Raw genomic sequence first — 19985 nt, forward strand, 5'->3', positions numbered from 1 at the left:
GACCCCCCTCCTTACCGGTCGGCCTGGAGCCTTTTTCATGGACGAGATACAACAGCGCTGGCTGTGGAGCCTCTCTGCGCCGATGGTTGCGCTCAACCCTCGCGCCGGATACGACAACCCCGCGTTCTACCCCGGTCCGGACTCCATCGACCTGCAAGGCAGTTGGGGCATTGGTGACCGACGGCAGTTGCTGGACATGCTGGAAAAGATGACTGACCACGGTCATGCCGCCCGCCTCGACGACGCCTATCGCGCCTGGCAGCGCTGCCTGCCGAGCGAGTGGCAGGCCCTGCTCGAGACCCTCGAGCCCCGTGAACGCATCCTGCATGAGTTCGCCAGCCGTACCTTTGGTGCTTGCGGCCCGGGCGGGATCCTGGCCTGGGATTACGGGCGAATGGGGTTTCTCTTGCGTTGCGGCGTGCGTAACCAGTGGATCGATCTGGCCGAGAGCCTGTGGCTGCACGGCCGGCTGGCGGTCAGGGCGCAATACCACTACGGCAGCTGGTTCGCCTATTTCAATGGTTTCCTGGTTGGCCGCGCGTTTTGGGGTTGCCTGGGCAATAGCGACGACGAACTGGCTTACGAGCTGGATCGACAGGGGGAGAACCCCAACAGCCTGATGATCGCCCAGGGGCTTGCGCAAAACATGGCGGATTGTCTAGCGGACTTGCCATGGCACCTGGATCTCGATTTGCCGCAGCGTCCGGCGTCGCTTGAGGAGTTCGCCTGGTCATGAGTTGCTGGATACAGTTGGGGATCGACCCTACCACCGATGAAACGCTGATTCGCAATGCCTATCGTGCCCGTCTGCCGGAGCATCACCCGGAGACCGATCCCGAAGGATTCCAGGCACTGCGCCAGGCCTACGAGAGTGCCCTGCGGCTGGTGCGTGACAAGGCGCAGGAACTTGAAGCGGCGCAGGAGAACGAGCCTGCGCCTGCGCAGGCCATCCTCGATTTTGATGCGCTGCTGAGTGATCCGGCGCGGCGCTTCAATCCTGAGGCCTGGCAGGCCTTTATCAAGACACTGGATCAACTGCCGCTCGGCATGCTCGATGACCTGCGCTGGGAGTTGTTCGGGCGGACGGCCAACGCCGGGCCGCTGTCCCATCGTTGCGCGGGCCTGCTGGCCCAGCGCATGGGCTGGGAGCATCAGTTGCTGGAGCTGGGGTTCGATCAGGCCCGTCATGTCGAGGACTATCTGAACCGGATCAAGACCCCGGACCCTTTCGACACGGTGCTGATGGGAAATTGGTCGGAACCGGCGCAGACCGAAAGCCTGTGGTACGCGCGCAGTCTCGACTTCATCTTCGACCGGCGACCGCTCCACGAATACGAAGGCTTCGCCAGCCAACACACCTGCCTGCCGTTGCCGAACGATGCGCTCTTCATCAAGCGTTTGCTGGTGCAATTCACCCAGGCCGGCATCGGTGGCCAGGGGCTGCTGCAGCTGTGCATCGAGCAGCAGCGCGAAGCGCCGGATGATGTGGACTGGCTGTACTTGCTGGCGTGCCAGAACAGCCTGCTGGGGCTGGACGATCAGGCGTTGCCTTGCTGGGTCCGGCTTTGGCAGGAGCATCGTCATCCCAAGGCCGAGAGCCAATTGCTGGCGTTGTGCGCCAAACGTCAGCCGGACTTTTTGCCGCTGCTGATCCAGGCGTTTGATCGTCTGGAGAATTTCAGCGGCTGGTCCACCGATCTCGCCCATGTCACCCAGGAATACGGCAGCCCTTCACAACGTCCCGAGACGCTGATCCGCTGGCTCGGCGTTGGCCGGCTCGAGCTGCAGGGATTGGCGCAGGCCTTTATCGACTGGCGGATGACCGGCGACGAGTTGCCCTTGCTGGCGCAGTTGCTGGGCCAGAACACCGACACCCGGTTGTTGCGCCTGTACCGGCATGCCTGGGCCTTGCACCGTGGCGCAGCAGACCTGTTGCAACAGGTGCTGGACGAACCGCAGCCACTGGATGCCCTCGAAGGCCTGGTGCTGAGCGGATTCAAGGACCAGGCCGGGCAGCACTTGCGCTGGTTGAGCCAGGCGCCGATTCCGTTGGCGATGAAGGCCTTCATCGATGAGGGCGCGGCTTCGGTACAACTGGCCGCTGCGCTGACAACCGGTGAGCCGCACCAGATCTGTCGTGTGTGGCTGCGCCGATTACGCCCTTACGGTCACGCCGCCCTGGAGCGTATCGCCGAGTCTTTCGAATTGAGCGATACGGATGCCGCTAGCGACTTGTCGGAACTGAACCTGCTGCTGCAACTGAGCCAGCATGGCGTAGTGCTGCCGCCGCCAGGGACGGGAGAGGCTGTCTGGCACTGGTACGCCCATACGCTGTTCCTGATGGCGTTGCTGCAGCAGCCGGAACGCTGGTGGCAATTGATCGACTCGCGGTGTCTGGAGCGCCTGGCGCTCAATCCGTCCCATCCGCTCAGCCGGCTGCAGCCGCAGCTTGCCCAGTTACAGCGCGAACAGGGCGACCTGAGCGCTTTGCTCGGCTGGCTGCAATTGGACGATCCGCTGCATGCCTTGCTCGACCGGCAATTGCTTGGCGTCCAGGAAGCGCTCGACAGTGTGCGGTTGTTGAGCAATGAGCGCTTGTTCGCATGTCTGCGCAGCGACCTGCACGCCTTCGCGGACGATTTGCTCGGGCGCATGCTCTTGAGCGGTGTGCTGTATCACGACCCGGTGATCGATGCGCAGCAGCGTCGATACCTGCTCGACCGGATTACCGAAATCACCAATCCCCAGGACTGGTTCGACGGCTTCCGCCACGGCTTGATCAAGGGCGAGCCGCCACGGCCGCCGCAGCAGACGCTGGTCGAAGACGAAGGGATCGACAGCGAGGCTTTTTACCTGGCCCTCGATGTGCTCAAGGGGCTGGTGCGTTACGGCAGTGCCGGGGTGCCTCGGCAGAAAGTGCTGCTGCGCATGCAGCGGGCCAAGGACAATCCGGAACACGGACTCGGCCTGCGCTTTGCCTTCAGTGCGCTGCTGTCCTGGAGCGAGCGTCTGCTGCTGGCCAAGGGCGACAGCCGTCCGACGCCCGCCACGGCTTTCTGGCGTCTGGGCACACGGCTGGGACGCGGGGCGTTTTTCTGGCAGGTGCTGGGCGCTGTGCTGATCACCCCGCTGGCCGCGTTGTTCAGCGGTACGTCGCTGTCCGCGATCGTTGTGTCATTGCTGGGCAGCCTGTTTTTGCTCGGGGCGATTCTGCGCCGCCTGCATGACATGGGGCGTGGTATTCCGACCTTGCTGGTGCTGGGCGGCCTGTCGGTGTTCTTTCCATTTCTGTCGCTGATCCTGTTCGCCTTTCCCGGCGACAAGCTGCCCAACCGCTATGGCGTACCGCCGGACAGCGCGGGTGAAGACGCGCTGCCCGGTGGTTTGCAGGCCTGTTTACGGCGGCTCAACGGCTAGAGACGCAGTTGGTCCAGTGCCTTGTTCAACTGGGTTCGATGGCTGGCGATTTGCGCTGGTTGCTGGTCGCCGAGCACGGTGGTGAAGGTGTCCAGCCAGTCGGCGATGCGCTCGCGCTCGTCGCCCAGGCTTTGCATCCACGCCCGTTCCAGGCGTGCCAGCAGGGTGCGGTTGGGCAGGGCGTCGCGAGGATGGATTTTCAGCGCGGTCAGCCGCTCATGGCTGGTTTGCCGGGATTGCGCATCGAGCCCGGTGGGGCTGCGGTCGATGCTGTGGCTATGGCGTTCGCCGCTGGCCAGCAGGGTGACGTCGACTTCGAGCAGGCCATTGATGTCATAGCTGAAGCGCACGTCCAGGGACTGGATCTGCTCGCTGGGTGTCAGAGGCACGTCGAAGGCGTCGATGAAAATATTGTCCCGTACCCAGGGCCGCTCGCCCTGGTACACCTCGATGCGGATAAACGCCTGATGCGGATGTGTGGTGTAGAACTGCTGCACCCGTGAGGTCGGGATTACCGTGTTGCGTTCGATGATCGGCGAAAAGGCCCCACTGACCTGTTCGCCGCGACGGGTGGAAATCCCCAGGGTGTAGGGGCAGACGTCAGTCAGGATCAGTTCTTCGATGGCCCCGTCTCGGGCCTTGCAGGCGGCCTGGGTGGCGGCGCCCAGCGCGACGATCGTATCCGGGTCGAGATGGCGGTAAGGCAGGCGGCCGAACAGGGTGGCGACCATCTGCTGCACCGCCGGCATCCGGGTTGCGCCACCCACCAGCACCAGGCTGTCGAGGTCGCGAGGCTTGAGGCGGGCATCGCGCAGGGCCTGTTCGATGGGCGCGCGCAAGCGGGCCAGCAGCGGTTCCCAGATCTTCAATGCCAGCGCTTCGTCCAGCGTCCATTCATACGAGGTGTCCCCATGGCGCCAGCTCAGTGACTGAGTGCCTTCGGCGAGTGCGCACTTGAGCTGCTCCAGGGCGTCGCCCAGGCTGGCCATGCCCTGGGCGTCGATCTGCGCCGGGGTGAGTTGCCAGTCCTTGAGGCAGGCCTGCAACAAGGCCTCGGTAAAGTCCTCGCCGCCCAGGAAGTTGTCGCCGGTGGAGGCATGCACCTCAATCAGCGGCAGTGCGTATTCCAGCACCGTGACGTCGAAGGTGCCGCCGCCCAGGTCGAAGATCAGCGTGCGTTCGAACTTCTGTTCGTGCAGTCCGTAGGCCATGGCGGCCGCGGTCGGCTCGTTGATCAGCCGCGACACCGTCAGGCCCGCCAGTTCGGCGGCGAACAGCGTGCGCTTGCGTTGTTCGTCGCTGAAGTAGGCGGGCACCGAAATCACCGCTTCCTGCACCGGATGGCCGAGAAAGGCTTCGGCATCCTGTTTGAGCGAGCCGATCACCAGCGCCGAGAGTTCTTCCGGGCTGAACGGCCGGCCGCCCAGTTCGAGGCGCTTGTCGCTGCCCATGAAGCGCTTGAAGGCCGCGGCCGTGCGTTCCGGGTGGGTCGTCAGGCGGGCCCGCGCGGCCTTGCCCACCAGGATGCTGTCGTCTTCATCGAGGCTGACCACCGACGGGGTCAGGACATCGCCGAGGGCGTTGGGGATCAACTGGGCGCGGCCGTCCTGCCAGACGGCGATCAGGCTGTTGGTGGTGCCAAGGTCAATGCCCAGAAGGGCCGGGCGGGGGAGGGTTGCATCCTGCATGATCGATCTCGTGGGCGTCACAAAAAACGCGACCCTACAGGTTGTGCCAAACACTGGCAATTGCTGCCCCGTTGATCTGTCAGGCCGGCGATTGCATGTCGCCCGCTCAGACCAGCAGGGCTTTCAAACCCTCCAGCGGCAGCGGTCGGCTGTGCAGGTAACCCTGATACAAATGGCAGCCCAGGCCTTGCAGGAACTCGAGCTGCTCCGCGGTTTCCACGCCTTCGGCGATCACCTTCAGGTCCAGGCTGCGGGCCATGGCGACGATGGCGCGCACGATCTCCGCGTCGTTGGGGTCGTGGGTCGCATCGCGGACGAAGGACTGATCGATCTTCAGTGCATCCACCGGCAAGCGCTTGAGGTAGGTCAGCGACGAATAACCGGTGCCGAAGTCGTCCATGGCGAAACTCACGCCGAGTTTTTTCAGGCGACGCATCTTGCCGATGGTGTCTTCCAGGTTCTGGATCACGATGCCTTCGGTGATCTCCAGCTTCAGCAGCGAAGGCGGCAGCTGGTAATGGCTCAGGCTGTGCTCTATACGCTCGACGAAGTCGTTCTGGCGGAACTGTCGCGGGCTGATGTTCACACACAGGCTGAAGTCGAGCGGGTCCACCAGGCCTTCGGCGATCAGCTGGCTGAAGGCCTGGCAGGCTTCGTCGAGAATCCAGGTGCCGACCTCGAGGATCAGGCCGCTGTCTTCCAGGACCTTGATGAACTCGGTGGGCGATTGCGCCCCCAGTTCGGGGTGGTGCCAGCGCACCAGGGCCTCGGCGCCGACGATGCGGTTGTCGCGGGCATCGACCTGGGGCTGGAAGTGCAGGCTGAACTCGCCCCGGGACAGCGCCAGGCGCAGGTCGGTTTCCATGCGCATGCGCTCGCTGGCGGCTTTCTGCATGGTGTTGTGGAACATCTGGGTGGTGTTGCGCCCGGAGTCCTTGGCCCGGTACAGCGCGATGTCGGCGCGCTTGAGCAGGTCGGTGGGGGTCGAGCCGTGATCGGGAATCAGCGCCACGCCGATGCTCGGGGTCACCTGCAGGCGCTGGCCATCGAGGAACATCGGTTCGGAGAGCAGCTCACGCAGGGTATCGGCCAGTTCACGCACCTGCTCGCTGACTTCGCTGCGGCTGCCTTCCAGGCCGCTGAGCAGGACCACGAACTCATCGCCGCCCAGGCGTGCCACGGTGTCTTCCATGCGCACGCTGGCTTCGAGCCGCGCGGTGACGATCTTCAGCACGGTGTCGCCCACCGGATGGCCGAGGGAATCGTTGATGTGCTTGAAATGGTCCAGGTCGAGAAACAGCAGGGCGCCGCGCAGGTTGTGGCGCTTGAGCAGGGCGATCTGCTGGCTCAGGCGGTCCATCAACAGCGCGCGGTTGGGCAGGTTGGTCAGCGGGTCGTGGTAGGCCAGGTGGCGAATCTGTGCCTGGGCATTTTTCAGCAGGCTGACGTCCCGCGCGGTGAGCAGCAGGCAGGGGGTTTCATTGAGGGTAATGGGTTCGATCGAGACCTCGACTGTCAGGATATCGCCACGCTTGTTGCGGCCGAGCATTTCCAGGTGATTGACCCGACCTTTGAGCTGCAGCTCGGCGAGCAGGATCGAGCGCTGTTTTTCCTCGGCCCAGATACCGACCTGATACACGGTACGGCCGATCACTTCTTCGGCGCGGTAGCCGGTCAGCCGGCAGAAGCCGTCGTTGACCTCCAGGTAACGCCCGGTGTCGCGTTCGGTGATGGTGATGGCGTCGGGGCTGGAGTGGAACGCCTTGGCGAACTTCTCCTCGCTGGCCTTGAGCGCGGCCTCGGAGCGTTGTTGTTGGGTGATGTCGCGCAGCGTGGTGACAATGCACGGCTGTTTGTCGACGGTGATCTGCCGGCTGGAAATGATGCAGGCCAGGGGGTGCCCGTCCTTGTGCCGGACCACCACCGCGACATTGTTCAGCGCCTGTTCGCGGATTACCTGTTCGACCCGTTGCAGGCGCTGGGCGGAGTCGTCCCACAGACCGATTTCATCGGCGCTGCGGTTGAGCACTTCGTCGGCGGTCCAGCCGAAGGTCTGGGTGAAGCTGGAGTTGATCTCGATGAGCTGCCCGGTTTCCTGGAGCGTGACGCAGATCGGGTCCGGGCTGACCTGGAACAGGCTGGCGAACTTTTCCTCGGACGTCGCCAGGCGCTGCTCGCGCTCGACCTGTTCGGTAATGTCCAGCAAGGTCCCGGCCATGCGCAGCGGATGGCCCTGCTCATCGCGGTAGAGGCGGGCGCGGCTTTCCAGAAAGCGTGACGAGCCATCGGCCAGTTGCACGCGGTAGGTCAGTTGATAATTGCCGGCCGGGCCTTCGCGCAGGCTGCGGTAGGCATCGCGCATGCTGTTGCGCTCTTCGTCGGGCACGCCCTCGAAAAATGCATCGAAGGACTCATGGAACGGCATCGGCTCCAGGCCATGCAATTGCGCGGCGCGGGCCGAGCCGTAGAGCATGCCGCTGGGAATGTGCCAGTCCCAGGTGCCGAGCTGGGCCGAGTCCAGCGCCAGGTCGAGGCGCTCCTGGCTGTCCTTGAGGGCCTGTTCGGCGAGCTTGCGTTCGCTGGTGTCGAGAAAGGTGCTGAGCAGGTAGGCCTGGCCTTCCAGCTCGACTTTCTGGGCACTGAGAATACCGTCGTGAATCTGCCCGTTGCTGGCGCGCAGTTGCACCTCGAGGGTGGCGGCCTGGCCGCGCTTTTGTACCGCCTTGACCATTTGCGCGCGTTGTTCCGGGTCGACCCACAGGCCCAGTTCGAGGGTGGTGCGGCCGATGACATGCTGCACCGGCCAGCCGAAGAGGCTTTCGAAGTACTGGTTGGCTTCGCTGATCAGGCCGTCTTCCAGGCGGGTCAGCAGCACCATGTTCGGGCACAGGTGAAACAGCGTGGCAAAGCGTTTTTCCGAACTGCTGAGGGCTTGTTCCCGCTGGCGTTGGTGGGTGATTTCGCGAATCACCCCGATCATTCGGGGCTTGCCATGTTTGTCCGGCAGCACGCTGCCATTGATTTCCAGCCAGTGCAGGCTGCCGTCGGGCCAGCGGATGCGGTGATGCATCGCCTGTTCCAGCGGCGCGCCGGCCAGCACCGAATGGAAGGCGCGAATGGTTTTGGCGCGGTCTTCCTCGGGCAGCAGGTCGAGGTATTCCAGGTCTTTGGGCAGCGGCTGGCGCGGATCGAAGCCAAACAGCGCCTGGGTGCCCCGCGACCAGCTGATTTGCCCGCTTTCGATGTCCCAGTACCAGGCGCCCAGCCGTGCGCCATTGAGTGCGGCAAGCAACTGCGGGGCGCTCTCCCAGCTTTGCTCCGACTGTTTCGGGTCGAGCGCGTGAACGCGCGGCATGGGCGGTAGACGGTCAGCGGGTTTTGGCATGAGCAGCGGGCCTTGGGCTGAAAAGAGCGTTAGGCGCAGGTTCAGGCAAGCAAAGAGGTGGCATAAGTCATGCCGGGACGCTTACGCCTGGGTCCCTGGCCAATCGACTTGTGCATCCAGTAAGGCCATGAAAGCCCGCGCAGCATTCGACAACGTCCGTTCGGTATGCAGGATATAGCCTAGCTGGCGAGTGAGCTGTATGCCCGGTAAAGGAATGCGCGCCACCTGATCGTCGAGCATGGTGCGCGGCAGTACGCTCCAGGCCAGGCCGATGGACACCATCATCTTGATGGTTTCCAGATAGTTAGTGCTCATGGCGATGTTCGGTGTCAGGCCCTGGGCCTCGAACAGGCGCTGGACAATATGGTGAGTGAAGGTGTTGCCGCCGGGAAATACCGCCGGATGCAGGGCGATATCGGCCAGGCTGACCGTGCCGTTGCTCACCAGCGGATGCTCGGGGGCGGCGACGAAGTCCAGCGGGTCGTTCCACACCGGCGTGGCCTTGACCAGCGTATGGGGCTCGGGGGCCAGGGTGATCACCGCCAGCTCGGCGCGACCATGGAGGATCTCTTCATAGGCCACTTCCGAGTCGAGAAACTGGATGTCCAGGGCCACTTCCGGGTATCGACGGGTAAAGGCGCGCAGCAGGGGCGGCAGGCGGTGCAGGCCGATATGGTGGCTGGTCGCCAGGGTCAGGCGGCCGCTGACTTCTCCGGTCAGGTTGGTCAGCGCCCGGCGGGTGTCGTCCAGCACGTTGAGGATCTGATAAGCCCGCGGCAGCAGGGCGCGCCCGGCCTCGGTCAGGCTCACTTCGCGGCCCAGACGATCGAACAAGCGGACATTGAGCTGTTGCTCAAGGCCGGCGATGCGCTTGCTGATGGCCGGCTGGGTCAGGTGCAGGCGCTCGCCGGCTCCGGAGAAGCTGCCGGTTTCGGCAATCGCGATAAAGGCATTGAGGTTGGCCAGGTCCATGGTTGTATTCCAGTTGGTTATCCAAAGTATAAAAAATATGAATTTGAGTTATTTAATGTAACGCCATAGCATCAGCCTCACAAGCCAAGGGGTTATTGACCGGTGTCAGAGACCCGCGGCATAGAAAATGATGAGGAACCGTCTGATGGCCGGCAAAACGCTCTACGACAAGCTCTGGGATTCGCATTTGGTCAAGCAGCGCGACGATGGCTCGGCGCTGATCTATATCGATCGTCACATCATCCACGAAGTGACCTCGCCGCAAGCCTTCGAAGGCCTGCGTCTGGCCGGGCGCAAGCCTTGGCGCATCGATGCCAACATCGCGACCCCGGACCACAACGTACCGACCACGCCGGAGCGCAAGGGCGGCATCAGCGCCATCGCCGACCAGGTCTCGCGTTTGCAGGTTCAGACCCTCGACGACAACTGTGACGAATACGGCATCGTCGAATTCAAGATGAACGACGTGCGTCAGGGCATCGTTCACGTCATCGGTCCGGAGCAGGGAGCCACCTTGCCCGGCATGACCGTGGTCTGCGGCGACTCCCACACCTCGACCCACGGTGCCTTTGGCGCCCTGGCGCACGGTATCGGCACCTCCGAGGTCGAGCACGTGCTCGCCACCCAGTGCCTGGTCGCCAAGAAAATGAAAAACATGCTGGTGCGGGTCGAGGGCAAGTTGCCATTTGGCGTGACCGCCAAGGACATCGTCCTGGCCGTGATCGGCAAGATCGGCACCGCTGGCGGTAACGGCCATGCCATCGAGTTCGCCGGCAGCGCGATTCGCGACCTGTCCGTCGAAGGCCGCATGACCATCTGCAACATGTCCATCGAAGCCGGCGCCCGTGTGGGCCTGGTGGCCGCGGACGAAAAGACCGTGGAATACGTCAAGGGTCGTCCATTCGCCCCCAAGGGCGCGGAATGGGACCTCGCCGTCGAAGCCTGGAAGGACCTGGTGTCCGACGCCGACGCCAAGTTCGACACCGTGGTCGAGCTGGATGCCGCGCAGATCAAGCCGCAAGTCAGCTGGGGCACTTCGCCCGAGATGGTGTTGGCGGTCGATCAGAACGTGCCGGACCCGGCCAAGGAAATGGACCTGGTCAAGCGCGACTCCATCGTCCGTGCGTTGAAATACATGGGTTTGACCGCCAACCAGGCGATCACCGACATCCAGCTGGACCGGGTATTCATCGGTTCCTGCACCAACTCGCGGATCGAAGACCTGCGCGCCGCGGCGGTCATTGCCAAGGGCCGCAAGGTGGCTTCGACCATCAAGCAGGCGATCGTGGTCCCGGGTTCGGGCCTGGTGAAGGCCCAGGCGGAGTCGGAAGGCCTGGATAAGATCTTCCTCGAAGCGGGCTTCGAATGGCGCGAGCCGGGCTGCTCGATGTGCCTGGCGATGAACCCGGACCGTTTGGAGTCCGGCGAGCATTGCGCTTCGACCTCGAACCGCAACTTCGAAGGTCGCCAGGGCGCCGGTGGCCGTACTCACCTGGTCAGCCCGGCCATGGCCGCGGCCGCCGCCGTCAACGGTCGTTTCGTCGACGTCCGTGAATTGATCTAAGGAGCGCAGCATGAAAGCTTTCACCCAGCACACCGGTCTTGTCGCGCCTTTGGATCGTGCCAACGTCGACACCGATCAGATCATTCCCAAGCAGTTCCTCAAGTCGATCAAACGCACCGGCTTCGGCCCGAACCTGTTCGACGAGTGGCGCTACCTGGATGTCGGCCAGCCGTACCAGGACAACTCCAAGCGTCCGTTGAACAAGGATTTCGTGCTCAACGCCGAGCGCTACCAGGGCGCCAGTGTATTGCTGGCCCGGGAAAACTTCGGCTGCGGCTCCAGCCGTGAGCACGCGCCTTGGGCGTTGGAAGAATATGGTTTTCGCAGCATCATTGCCCCGAGCTACGCTGACATCTTCTTCAACAACAGCTTCAAGAACGGCTTGCTGCCGATCATCCTCAGCGATGCTGAAGTCGATGAATTGTTCCAGCAGGTCGAGGCCAATCCGGGCTACCAGTTGCAGATCGACCTGCAGGCCCAGACCGTGACCCGTCCCGATGGCAAGGTGTTGAAATTCGAGATCGATGCGTTCCGCAAGCACTGCCTGCTCAACGGCCTGGACGATATCGGCCTGACCTTGCAGGACGGCGACGCAATTGCCGCCTTCGAGGCCAAGCATCGTGCCAGCCAGCCGTGGTTGTTTCGCGACGCCTGATCGGCGTTAAAGTGATGCATTGATGGCGAGCCAGCTCGCTCCGGCAGGAGAGGACACAAAACCTGTAGGAGCGAGCTTTTTGCTCGCCGCAACCGCCCAAAAAAGCCGTGACGGCTTGATATTCGGGCCAGCGCTTCGTTCTCTACGGGTGAGCGGACGCCGCAGGCCAGGCAACAGCATTTTTCCGGGCGTGCCAACCAGCACACCGACAGAGCAAATGAGGAAAGCATGAGCAAGCAGATTCTGATTCTCCCAGGCGACGGTATCGGCCCGGAAATCATGGCCGAGGCGGTCAAGGTGCTGGAACTGGCCAACGACAAGTACAGCCTGGGCTTCGAGCTGAGCCATGACGTGATCGGCGGCGCGGCCATCGACAAGCACGGCGTGCCGCTGGCCGACGAGACCCTGGATCGTGCGCGGGCTGCCGACGCGGTCCTGCTGGGCGCCGTGGGCGGCCCGAAATGGGACAAGATCGAGCGTGATATCCGCCCTGAGCGCGGCCTGCTGAAAATTCGCGCGCAGTTGGGCCTGTTCGGCAACCTGCGTCCGGCGATCCTTTATCCGCAACTGGCCGACGCTTCCAGCCTCAAGCCGGAAATCGTGTCCGGCCTGGACATCCTCATCGTTCGCGAGCTGACTGGCGGCATCTACTTCGGCGCGCCACGTGGCACCCGCGAGCTGGAAAACGGCGAGCGTCAGTCCTACGACACCCTGCCGTACAGCGAGAGTGAAATCCGCCGCATCGCCCGGGTCGGCTTCGACATGGCTCGTGTGCGCGGCAAGAAGCTCTGCTCGGTGGACAAGGCCAACGTCCTGGCGTCCAGCCAGCTGTGGCGCGAAGTGGTCGAGCAGGTGGCCAAGGATTACCCGGATGTCGAACTGAGCCACATGTACGTCGACAACGCCGCCATGCAGTTGGTGCGTGCGCCGAAGCAGTTCGACGTGATGGTCACCGACAACATGTTCGGCGACATCCTTTCCGACGAAGCGTCGATGCTCACCGGCTCCATCGGCATGCTGCCGTCGGCGTCGCTGGATGCCAACAACAAGGGTATGTATGAGCCATGCCACGGTTCGGCGCCGGACATCGCCGGGCAGGGCATCGCCAACCCGCTGGCGACCATTCTGTCGGTGTCGATGATGCTGCGTTACAGCTTCAACCTGAACGACGCGGCGGATGCCATCGAGCAGGCCGTGAGCCTGGTACTGGACCAGGGATTGCGCACCGGCGACATCTGGTCGGCCGGTTGCACCAAGGTGGGTACGCAGGAAATGGGCGATGCAGTAGTCGCCGCGCTGCGGAATCTGTAATCTTTCGGGCCCACCGCTCAGACGGTGGCCCACTTTTGTATAGGTGTAGTTGCGATGAAACGTGTAGGTCTGATCGGTTGGCGCGGTATGGTCGGTTCCGTGCTCATGCAGCGGATGCTGGAAGAGCAAGACTTCGATCTTATCGAGCCGGTGTTTTTCACCACTTCCAATGTCGGTGGCCAAGGCCCGTCCGTGGGCAAGGACATTGCTCCGCTCAAGGACGCTTACAGCATTGAAGAGCTGAAGACCCTCGACGTGATTCTGACCTGCCAGGGTGGCGACTACACCAGCGAAGTCTTCCCCAAGCTGCGCGAAGCCGGCTGGCAGGGCTACTGGATCGATGCCGCTTCCAGCCTGCGCATGCAGGACGACGCGGTGATCATCCTCGACCCGGTGAACCGCAAGGTCATCGACCAGCAGCTGGATTCCGGCACCAAGAACTACATCGGCGGCAACTGCACCGTCAGCCTGATGCTGATGGGGCTGGGCGGCCTGTTCGAAGCCGGTCTGGTGGAGTGGATGAGCGCCATGACCTATCAGGCGGCCTCCGGTGCCGGCGCGCAGAACATGCGCGAACTGATCAAGCAGATGGGTGCGACCCACGCCGCCGTGGCGGATGACCTGGCCAATCCGGCCAGCGCCATTCTCGACATCGACCGCAAGGTCGCCGAAGCCATGCGCAGCGATGCCTACCCGACCGAGAACTTCGGCGTGCCGCTGGCCGGCAGCCTGATCCCGTGGATCGACAAGGAACTGCCGAACGGCCAGAGCCGCGAAGAGTGGAAGGCCCAGGCCGAGACCAACAAGATTCTCGGCCGCTTCAAGAGCCCGATCCCGGTCGACGGCATCTGCGTGCGGATCGGCGCCATGCGCTGCCACAGCCAGGCGCTGACCATCAAGCTGAACAAGGACGTGCCGATCGCCGATATCGAAGGGTTGATCAGCCAGCACAACCCTTGGGTCAAGCTGGTACCGAACCAGCGCGACATCAGCATGCAGGAGCTGAGCCCGACCAAGGTCACCGGCACCCTGAACATCCCGGTAGGCCGTCTGCGCAAGCTGAACATGGGCTCGCAGTTCCTCGGCGCGTTCACCGTCGGCGACCAGCTGCTGTGGGGCGCCGCCGAACCGCTGCGCCGCATGCTGCGGATCCTGCTTGAGCGTTGATGCTGTGATGCGTTGAAAGAGCCCGCGCCTTGCAAGAGGCGCGGGCTTTTTTCATATCGGAGCAGCTCTGATTGCTGGCTATGAGCATGTTTGCGAAAAGTCTGATGTGCCAGATCTGATAAATTGCCTCGCCCCCAAGCGCCGGGTAAAGTGCCGCTCCCCCCGTTTCGCCAGAGGTAGCACCATGAACCAGTCCTTCGATATCGCCGTGATCGGTGCCACCGGTACTGTCGGCGAAACCCTCGTCCAGATTCTCGAAGAGCGCGATTTTCCGATCGCCAACCTGCACCTGTTGGCCAGCAGCGAGTCGGCGGGGCACTCGGTGCCGTTTCGTGGAAAAAATGTGCGCGTGCGTGAGGTCGACGAGTTCGATTTCAGCAAGGTGCAGCTGGCGTTTTTCGCTGCCGGCCCTGCGGTGACCCTGAGCTTCGCCCCTCGGGCCACGGCGGCCAATTGCGCGGTGATCGACCTGTCGGGCGCATTGCCTTCGGCCCAGGCGCCGAATCTGGTGCCGGAAGCCAACGAGCGGGTGCTGAGCAGCCTGGAAAAGCCCGTTCAACTGAGCAGCCCCAGCGCCGCAGCCACGTCGCTGGCGGTGGTCCTGGCGCCGTTGCAGGCCCTGTTCGAGATCCAGCGGGTCAACCTGACCGCCAGCCTCGCGGTGTCCACCCAGGGCCGTGAAGCGGTAACCGAGCTGGCGCGGCAGACCGCCGAACTGCTCAATGCGCGTCCGTTGGAGCCGCGATTCTTCGACCGGCAGATGGCATTCAACCTGTTGGCGCAGGTCGGCACGCCCGACGAGCAAGGTCACACCTTGTTGGAAAAACGCCTGGTCCGGGAGTTGCGCGAGGTGCTGGCGCAGCCTTTATTAAAGATTTCTGTCACTTGTGTTCAAGCCCCGGTGTTTTTTGGCGATAGCTATAGCGTGACCCTGCAGTCAGCCACGGCGATCGACCTGGACGCGGTCAATGCCGCGCTCGAAGCGGCGCCCGGCATCGAGTTGGTGGAGGCGGGCGACTACCCGACCGCGGTGGGCGATGCGGTGGGGCAGGATGTGGTCTACGTTGGTCGGGTGCGCGCGGGGATCGACGACCCGGCGGAACTTAATCTCTGGCTGACGTCAGATAACGTACGCAAAGGGGCTGCGCTCAACGCCGTGCAACTGGCTGAGTTGTTGATAAAAGACCTTCTGTAAAAGATACTTGGCAACAATTTGCAGAATGATTCTAGCTGGGCGCTATGCTTGGCTGGTTGCTGGAGGTGAGCTGCTGTCGCGGGCTTCCAAGGCATGCAGACATATATCGCGCGAAGCGGCCCTTCAGGCCGCACGCAATGCCTTACGGCAGCGCTACAACACCTTCTCGCTGGCCGAGGAATGTTCAAACAAAGGATGAGGCTATGGTTCAAGTTCGCAAACTGGTGTTAGCAATAGCGGCCGCGTCGGCGCTGTCCTCCGGTATGGCGCAGGCGCTTGGGCTCGGGGAGCTGACCCTGAAGTCGACTCTGAACCAGCCACTGGTTGCAGAAATCGAGTTGCTGGACGTCAAGGATCTCACCGCCGCCGAGGTGGTGCCGAGCCTGGCCTCGCCTGAAGATTTCGCCAAGGCGGGCGTCGATCGCCAGGCCTTTCTCAACGACCTGAGCTTTACGCCGGTGCTCAATGCCAGCGGCAAGAGCGTGCTGCGGGTCACGTCGAGCCAGCCGCTCTCCGAGCCGATGGTCAAGTTCCTGGTGCAGGTGATGTGGCCCAATGGCCGTCTGCTGCGCGACTACAGCGTCCTGCTCGACCCTTCCAAGTTTTCCCCGCAAACCGCTGAAGCGGCCGCGCAATCCGCGGCACAGGCTCCAGCGGTTGCCGCTCCGGTCACAGGTGTCGGCAAGCCTGCTCAATACACCACCTCGGCCCGCGATACCCTCTGGGAAATTGCGGCCAAGGCCCGCAATGGCGGTTCGGTCCAGCAAACCATGCTGGCCATCCAGGCGCTGAATCCGGATGCCTTTATCGACGGCAACATCAACCGGCTGAAGACCGGGCAGGTATTGCGCCTGCCCGATGCCGTGCAGAGCACCAGCCTGCCGCAGCCGCAAGCGATCGCCGAGGTCGCCGCGCAGAATACGGCGTGGCGTCAGGGGCGCCGCCTGGCGCCGCGTGGCGCTCAGCAGCAACTGGATGGCACCCGGCGTGCGGGCGCGGACAAGGCGCCTGCACAAGGCGCGGCCAAGGATAATCTGAGCCTGGTGTCTGCCGAGTCCGGCAAGGCGCGGGGCAAGGGTGCGGCTGGCGACAGCCAGGCACTGAGCAACAAGCTGGCGGTGACTCAGGAAAGCCTCGATACGGCCCGGCGTGACAACGCCGAGCTGAAAAGCCGTCTGACGGACTTGCAAAGCCAGCTGGACAAGCTGCAACGTCTGATCGAATTGAAGAACGACCAGTTGGCCAAATTGCAGGCGCAAGGGGCGGGTGCCGTGGCGCCAGCACAACCGACCGCGGCCATACCGGCACAACTGGCCGAGCAGCCTGCGACCCCGGCGGCGCCAGTGACCGATCCTGCGGCAACGTCGGACGAGGCCCCGGCTGAAGCGGAACCGGCCCAGGCGCAAACACCGGCGTCCGATGAGGACACATTCAACGACCTGCTGACCAATCCAATCCTCCTGGGGCTGGCGGGCGGCGGGGCAGTGCTGGTGCTGTTGTTGCTGCTGTTGTTGGCTCGCCGTCGCAAGGCTCAGCAGGAGGCGGAAAAGCATCTGCGCATGGCTCGCGCCCTGTCCGAAGAATCTGAGCTGTCCAAGGATCTGGATCTGCCGGAAAGCAGCTTCGAAGGCCTTGAAGTTCCACCGCCGAGCGTCAAGCTCGCTCCAGCTCCAGCTCCAGCTCCAGCTCCAGCTCCAGCTCCAGCTCCAGCTCCGGTCGTGGCGCCTGTGGTGGACGCGGCGCCGGTGGCTGCCGCAGTCGAGCACCCGGCCGATTTGCTGGATCAGGCCCAGTCCCATATCGATGGCGGTCGCCTGAACCAGGCGGCGGCGATCCTGGAGGAGGCCGTCAAGCTGGAGCCGCAGCGTAGCGAGGTGCGCTTGAAGCTGATGGAAGTCTACGGTCATCAGGGCGATCGCAGCGCCTTTGTGGCCCAGGAGCGTCAGCTGGTGGCCAATGGCAAGAATCACGCTGAAGTCGAACAGCTGAAAAGTCGCTTCCCGGCAATGGCTGCTGTGGCGGCCGCGGGTCTCGGCGCAGCAGCCGCGGCGGCGGCGCTGGATGCTCAGTACGTCAAGGAACTGTTGCTCGACGAGCCGCAGGAGCCAGCGCCGGCACCGGTTGTCGACGACCTGGATACCGACTTCGATCTGAGCCTGGACGATCTGGAGGCCGCCTCTCCAGCGGCGCCAGTTGCTCCGGCTGTTCCTGCTCAAGTTGAGCCCGAGCTGGACGACTTCCCGCTGGATGACGACCTGAGCTTCGAGTCGGTGCTGCAGCAGCAAACCGAAGCCAAGGAAAGCCTGGACGATCTGTCGGATTTCGACCTGGACCTGGGTGAGGACCTTCCTGCAGCGGCGCAAGCCGATGAGGATTTCCTGCTCAGCCTGGATGACGACCTGAAGGATCTGCCGGCTGCCGAAGTGCCTACGGTGACCGAAGCCGCGCTCGACGATCTTGAGCTGCCTGCGGACTTCGACTTGTCCCTGGCTGACGAGATGGATGCGCAGCCCGCTGCCAAGGATGCTTTCGCTTCCGAGCTGGACGATGTCAATGCCGAGCTGGATCGCTTGTCGCAGAGCCTCGAGCAGCCGGACCTGGCCGAGCCGACCTTTACCGCGGAAGACGCCGCGGGCAGTGCCGACGAAGGGGATTTCGATTTCCTTTCCGGCGCCGATGAAGTGGCGACCAAGCTCGATCTGGCCCAGGCCTACATCGACATGGGCGATAACGATGGCGCGCGGGATATTCTCGGCGAAGTCATCAGCGAAGGTAACGACGGTCAGAAAAGCGAAGCCAAGGAAATGCTCGCGCGTCTGGCCTGAGTCGACGCTAGCAGCAAAAAAACGGCAGCCATCGAGGCTGCCGTTTTTGTTTCTGGGCCCATGGCAGCGCTTGCGCGGTTAGGCCAGCAGGTCTTCGTAGAAGGCGCCGAACGGCCGGGTAGGGTGGGCGATCTGGATTTCCAGAATCCACAGGCCAACGTTGGGGCATGCCCCGAAGTTGCCCAGGTCACCCGCTCGATAAATGGCATGGGGGAAGTCGCTGACCCGGTGCCCCTTGATCTCCAGGTTCAGCACCCAGCCCATGGCGCTCGCCTGTTCTTCGGCATAGCGATACAGAGCGGGGCCGGCGACCTTGTGCTCGCTCCAGTGATCGCGAACCCGTTCGAACAGGGTTTGGGCCGCCGTGGCACAGGCTTGCATCTCGGGATCGTTGCCGGTGACGAAGGTGGCGCCGCAATCGCCTTCGTGGCGGTCCCAGACCACCCCCAGGTCGATAAAGAAGATGTCGTTGTCGCCCAATATCGGATCGCCTTCGGAGCGTTGCTTGAAGGTCTTCAGGGTGTTTTCGCCAAAGCGCACCAGCGCCGGGTGCCAGATCCGGTCCATGCCCAATTCCGCAAGCACCTCCAGCCCCAAGGCGCGAGCCTGGGATTCGAGCATGCCTGGCTGGATGCGCGCGGCTATCTGCGCGATGGCTGCCCAGGTCTTGCGTTTGGCGTGGAGCATGCCTTGCAGGCTGTAGGCGAGGCCCACGGCCTCCTTGTTGATGGCGGTCATTGGTCTCAGGTCCCGGTCGAGTGGATTTATGGGTTTCGTTATATATTCATCTATATAGCGTTTGTCCTGGTTTTCACGCAATCCTGTTTACGCTCGCCGGCGCTTAGTGGGCAAACATCAACTAAAAGCGGGTCGCGCATGGCGTCTGCTTGCGCGCGCCTTATAATGGCCGCCTTTGCGCATATCAGCAGGCTGTAAGTTCTTGGCAAATATAGATAACGCGGCCGCCGAAATGGCGGCCGCAGGCTTTTTCAGAATTGCGTTGGGTGTCGAATACAAGGGCTCGCGTTATCGCGGCTGGCAGCGTCAGGCTTCCGGTGTCCCGAGTGTCCAGGAAACCCTCGAGAAGGCGTTGTCCCGGGTGGCGGACTCGCCGGTGCTGCTGTCTTGCGCCGGGCGTACCGACGCCGGCGTGCACGCCTGCGGGCAGGTGGTGCACTTCGATACCCAGGCCGAGCGGTCGATGAAGGCGTGGGTGATGGGGGCCAATATCAACCTGCCCCACGACATCAGCGTGAGCTGGGCCAAGGTCATGCCGGCGCATTTTCATGCGCGCTTCAAGGCGATTGCCCGCCGCTATCGCTACGTGATCTACAACGACCAGATCCGTCCGGCGCACTTGAATGAGGAGATCACCTGGAATCATCGCCCGCTGGATGTCGAGCGGATGGCCGAGGCTGCCCAGCATCTGGTGGGCACCCATGATTTCAGTGCATTCCGTGCAGGGCAGTGCCAGGCCAAGTCGCCGATCAAGGAAATCCACCATCTGCGGGTCACCCGGCACGGCAAGATGATTGTCCTGGATATCCGTGCCAGCGCGTTCCTGCATCACATGGTGCGCAATATCGCCGGAGTGCTGATGACCATCGGCGCGGGCGAGCGTCCGGTCGAGTGGGCCAGGGAAGTGCTGGAGAGCCGGATTCGCCGCACGGGCGGGGTGACGGCGCATCCTTTCGGACTGTATCTGGTGCAGGTCGAGTATCACGATGAGTTCGAGCTGCCCGAGCGATACATCGGGCCACATTTCCTCACCGGCTTCTCGGAACTTGACGGCTGACGCCCGGAAAA

Annotated in this window: 13 protein-coding genes; 9 read left to right on the top strand and 4 right to left on the bottom strand. The window is 63.2% G+C overall.

Going from position 1 to position 19985, the window contains the following annotated elements:
• Positions 1–37 precede the first annotated feature (37 nt).
• Complete coding sequence (locus AC3RCP_RS11160) at positions 38–736, top strand: DUF1266 domain-containing protein (RefSeq protein WP_492571603.1); 699 nt, start codon at positions 38–40, stop codon at positions 734–736.
• Positions 733–3417: a molecular chaperone DnaJ gene (locus AC3RCP_RS11165; protein ID WP_492571602.1), complete on the top strand. Its 2685-nt coding sequence runs from the start codon at positions 733–735 to the stop codon at positions 3415–3417. The genes AC3RCP_RS11160 and AC3RCP_RS11165 overlap by 4 nt, the downstream gene beginning before the upstream one ends.
• Here the strand turns inward: AC3RCP_RS11165 and AC3RCP_RS11170 are convergent.
• The 3 genes from AC3RCP_RS11170 to AC3RCP_RS11180 form a co-directional block, all read right to left on the bottom strand.
• On the bottom strand, positions 3414–5105 hold the full coding sequence (locus AC3RCP_RS11170; protein WP_492571601.1) for an Hsp70 family protein: 1692 nt from the start codon (positions 5103–5105) through the stop codon (positions 3414–3416). The genes AC3RCP_RS11165 and AC3RCP_RS11170 overlap by 4 nt on opposite strands.
• A 106-nt stretch (positions 5106–5211) precedes the next feature.
• Complete coding sequence (locus tag AC3RCP_RS11175; RefSeq protein WP_101337332.1) at positions 5212–8490, bottom strand: sensor domain-containing protein; 3279 nt, start codon at positions 8488–8490, stop codon at positions 5212–5214.
• Between the two features lie 81 nt (positions 8491–8571).
• On the bottom strand, positions 8572–9462 hold the full coding sequence (locus AC3RCP_RS11180) for a LysR family transcriptional regulator (RefSeq protein WP_101337333.1): 891 nt from the start codon (positions 9460–9462) through the stop codon (positions 8572–8574).
• A gap of 145 nt (positions 9463–9607) precedes the next feature.
• Between AC3RCP_RS11180 and leuC the strand changes: the two genes are divergently transcribed.
• The 6 genes from leuC to AC3RCP_RS11210 all read left to right on the top strand — a co-directional run bounded on the left by leuC (position 9608) and on the right by AC3RCP_RS11210 (position 18179).
• Positions 9608–11026 (top strand): 3-isopropylmalate dehydratase large subunit, encoded by a 1419-nt coding sequence (gene leuC, locus AC3RCP_RS11185; RefSeq protein WP_009043027.1) that lies wholly within the window; start codon positions 9608–9610, stop codon positions 11024–11026.
• Between the two features lie 10 nt (positions 11027–11036).
• A complete protein-coding gene (gene leuD, locus AC3RCP_RS11190; RefSeq protein ID WP_007921993.1) occupies positions 11037–11681 on the top strand; it encodes a 3-isopropylmalate dehydratase small subunit in 645 nt (214 codons plus the stop codon).
• A gap of 228 nt (positions 11682–11909) precedes the next feature.
• Positions 11910–12992 (top strand): 3-isopropylmalate dehydrogenase, encoded by a 1083-nt coding sequence (gene leuB / locus AC3RCP_RS11195; protein ID WP_009043028.1) that lies wholly within the window; start codon positions 11910–11912, stop codon positions 12990–12992.
• Positions 12993–13046: 54 nt separating this feature from the next.
• On the top strand, positions 13047–14159 hold the full coding sequence (asd, locus tag AC3RCP_RS11200; RefSeq protein ID WP_007921989.1) for an aspartate-semialdehyde dehydrogenase: 1113 nt from the start codon (positions 13047–13049) through the stop codon (positions 14157–14159).
• 184 nt (positions 14160–14343) lie between these two features.
• Positions 14344–15354, top strand: coding sequence for an aspartate-semialdehyde dehydrogenase (locus AC3RCP_RS11205; protein ID WP_087088530.1), 1011 nt, complete (start codon positions 14344–14346; stop codon positions 15352–15354).
• 203 nt (positions 15355–15557) lie between these two features.
• The gene (locus AC3RCP_RS11210; protein ID WP_492571600.1) at positions 15558–18179 is read left to right on the top strand and encodes a motility hub landmark protein FimV; all 2622 of its coding nucleotides are present in this window, start codon (positions 15558–15560) and stop codon (positions 18177–18179) included.
• A gap of 78 nt (positions 18180–18257) precedes the next feature.
• Here the strand turns inward: AC3RCP_RS11210 and AC3RCP_RS11215 are convergent, their stop codons facing one another.
• Positions 18258–18917: a M24 family metallopeptidase gene (locus tag AC3RCP_RS11215; protein WP_492571599.1), complete on the bottom strand. Its 660-nt coding sequence runs from the start codon at positions 18915–18917 to the stop codon at positions 18258–18260.
• A gap of 232 nt (positions 18918–19149) precedes the next feature.
• Here AC3RCP_RS11215 and truA point away from each other — a divergent pair, with 232 nt between their 5' ends.
• Positions 19150–19974, top strand: coding sequence for a tRNA pseudouridine(38-40) synthase TruA (gene truA / locus AC3RCP_RS11220; RefSeq protein ID WP_016704910.1), 825 nt, complete (start codon positions 19150–19152; stop codon positions 19972–19974).
• Positions 19975–19985: the final 11 nt, after the last annotated feature.

It is taken from the genome of Pseudomonas sp. GW822-FHT05A08 (assembly GCF_058800485.1).

What these genes read in the sequence shown, in the direction of transcription:
- AC3RCP_RS11175 (WP_101337332.1), bottom strand. Translation starts at nt 8,490, where the DNA reads ATGCCAAAACCCGCTGACCGTCTACCGCCCATGCCGCGCGTTCACGCG.
- leuD (WP_007921993.1), top strand. Translation starts at nt 11,037, where the DNA reads ATGAAAGCTTTCACCCAGCACACCGGTCTTGTCGCGCCTTTGGATCGT.
- AC3RCP_RS11180 (WP_101337333.1), bottom strand. Translation starts at nt 9,462, where the DNA reads ATGGACCTGGCCAACCTCAATGCCTTTATCGCGATTGCCGAAACCGGC.
- leuC (WP_009043027.1), top strand. Translation starts at nt 9,608, where the DNA reads ATGGCCGGCAAAACGCTCTACGACAAGCTCTGGGATTCGCATTTGGTC.
- AC3RCP_RS11165 (WP_492571602.1), top strand. Translation starts at nt 733, where the DNA reads ATGAGTTGCTGGATACAGTTGGGGATCGACCCTACCACCGATGAAACG.
- AC3RCP_RS11215 (WP_492571599.1), bottom strand. Translation starts at nt 18,917, where the DNA reads ATGACCGCCATCAACAAGGAGGCCGTGGGCCTCGCCTACAGCCTGCAA.
- leuB (WP_009043028.1), top strand. Translation starts at nt 11,910, where the DNA reads ATGAGCAAGCAGATTCTGATTCTCCCAGGCGACGGTATCGGCCCGGAA.
- AC3RCP_RS11170 (WP_492571601.1), bottom strand. Translation starts at nt 5,105, where the DNA reads ATGCAGGATGCAACCCTCCCCCGCCCGGCCCTTCTGGGCATTGACCTT.
- AC3RCP_RS11210 (WP_492571600.1), top strand. Translation starts at nt 15,558, where the DNA reads ATGGTTCAAGTTCGCAAACTGGTGTTAGCAATAGCGGCCGCGTCGGCG.
- AC3RCP_RS11160 (WP_492571603.1), top strand. Translation starts at nt 38, where the DNA reads ATGGACGAGATACAACAGCGCTGGCTGTGGAGCCTCTCTGCGCCGATG.
- truA (WP_016704910.1), top strand. Translation starts at nt 19,150, where the DNA reads ATGGCGGCCGCAGGCTTTTTCAGAATTGCGTTGGGTGTCGAATACAAG.
- AC3RCP_RS11205 (WP_087088530.1), top strand. Translation starts at nt 14,344, where the DNA reads ATGAACCAGTCCTTCGATATCGCCGTGATCGGTGCCACCGGTACTGTC.
- asd (WP_007921989.1), top strand. Translation starts at nt 13,047, where the DNA reads ATGAAACGTGTAGGTCTGATCGGTTGGCGCGGTATGGTCGGTTCCGTG.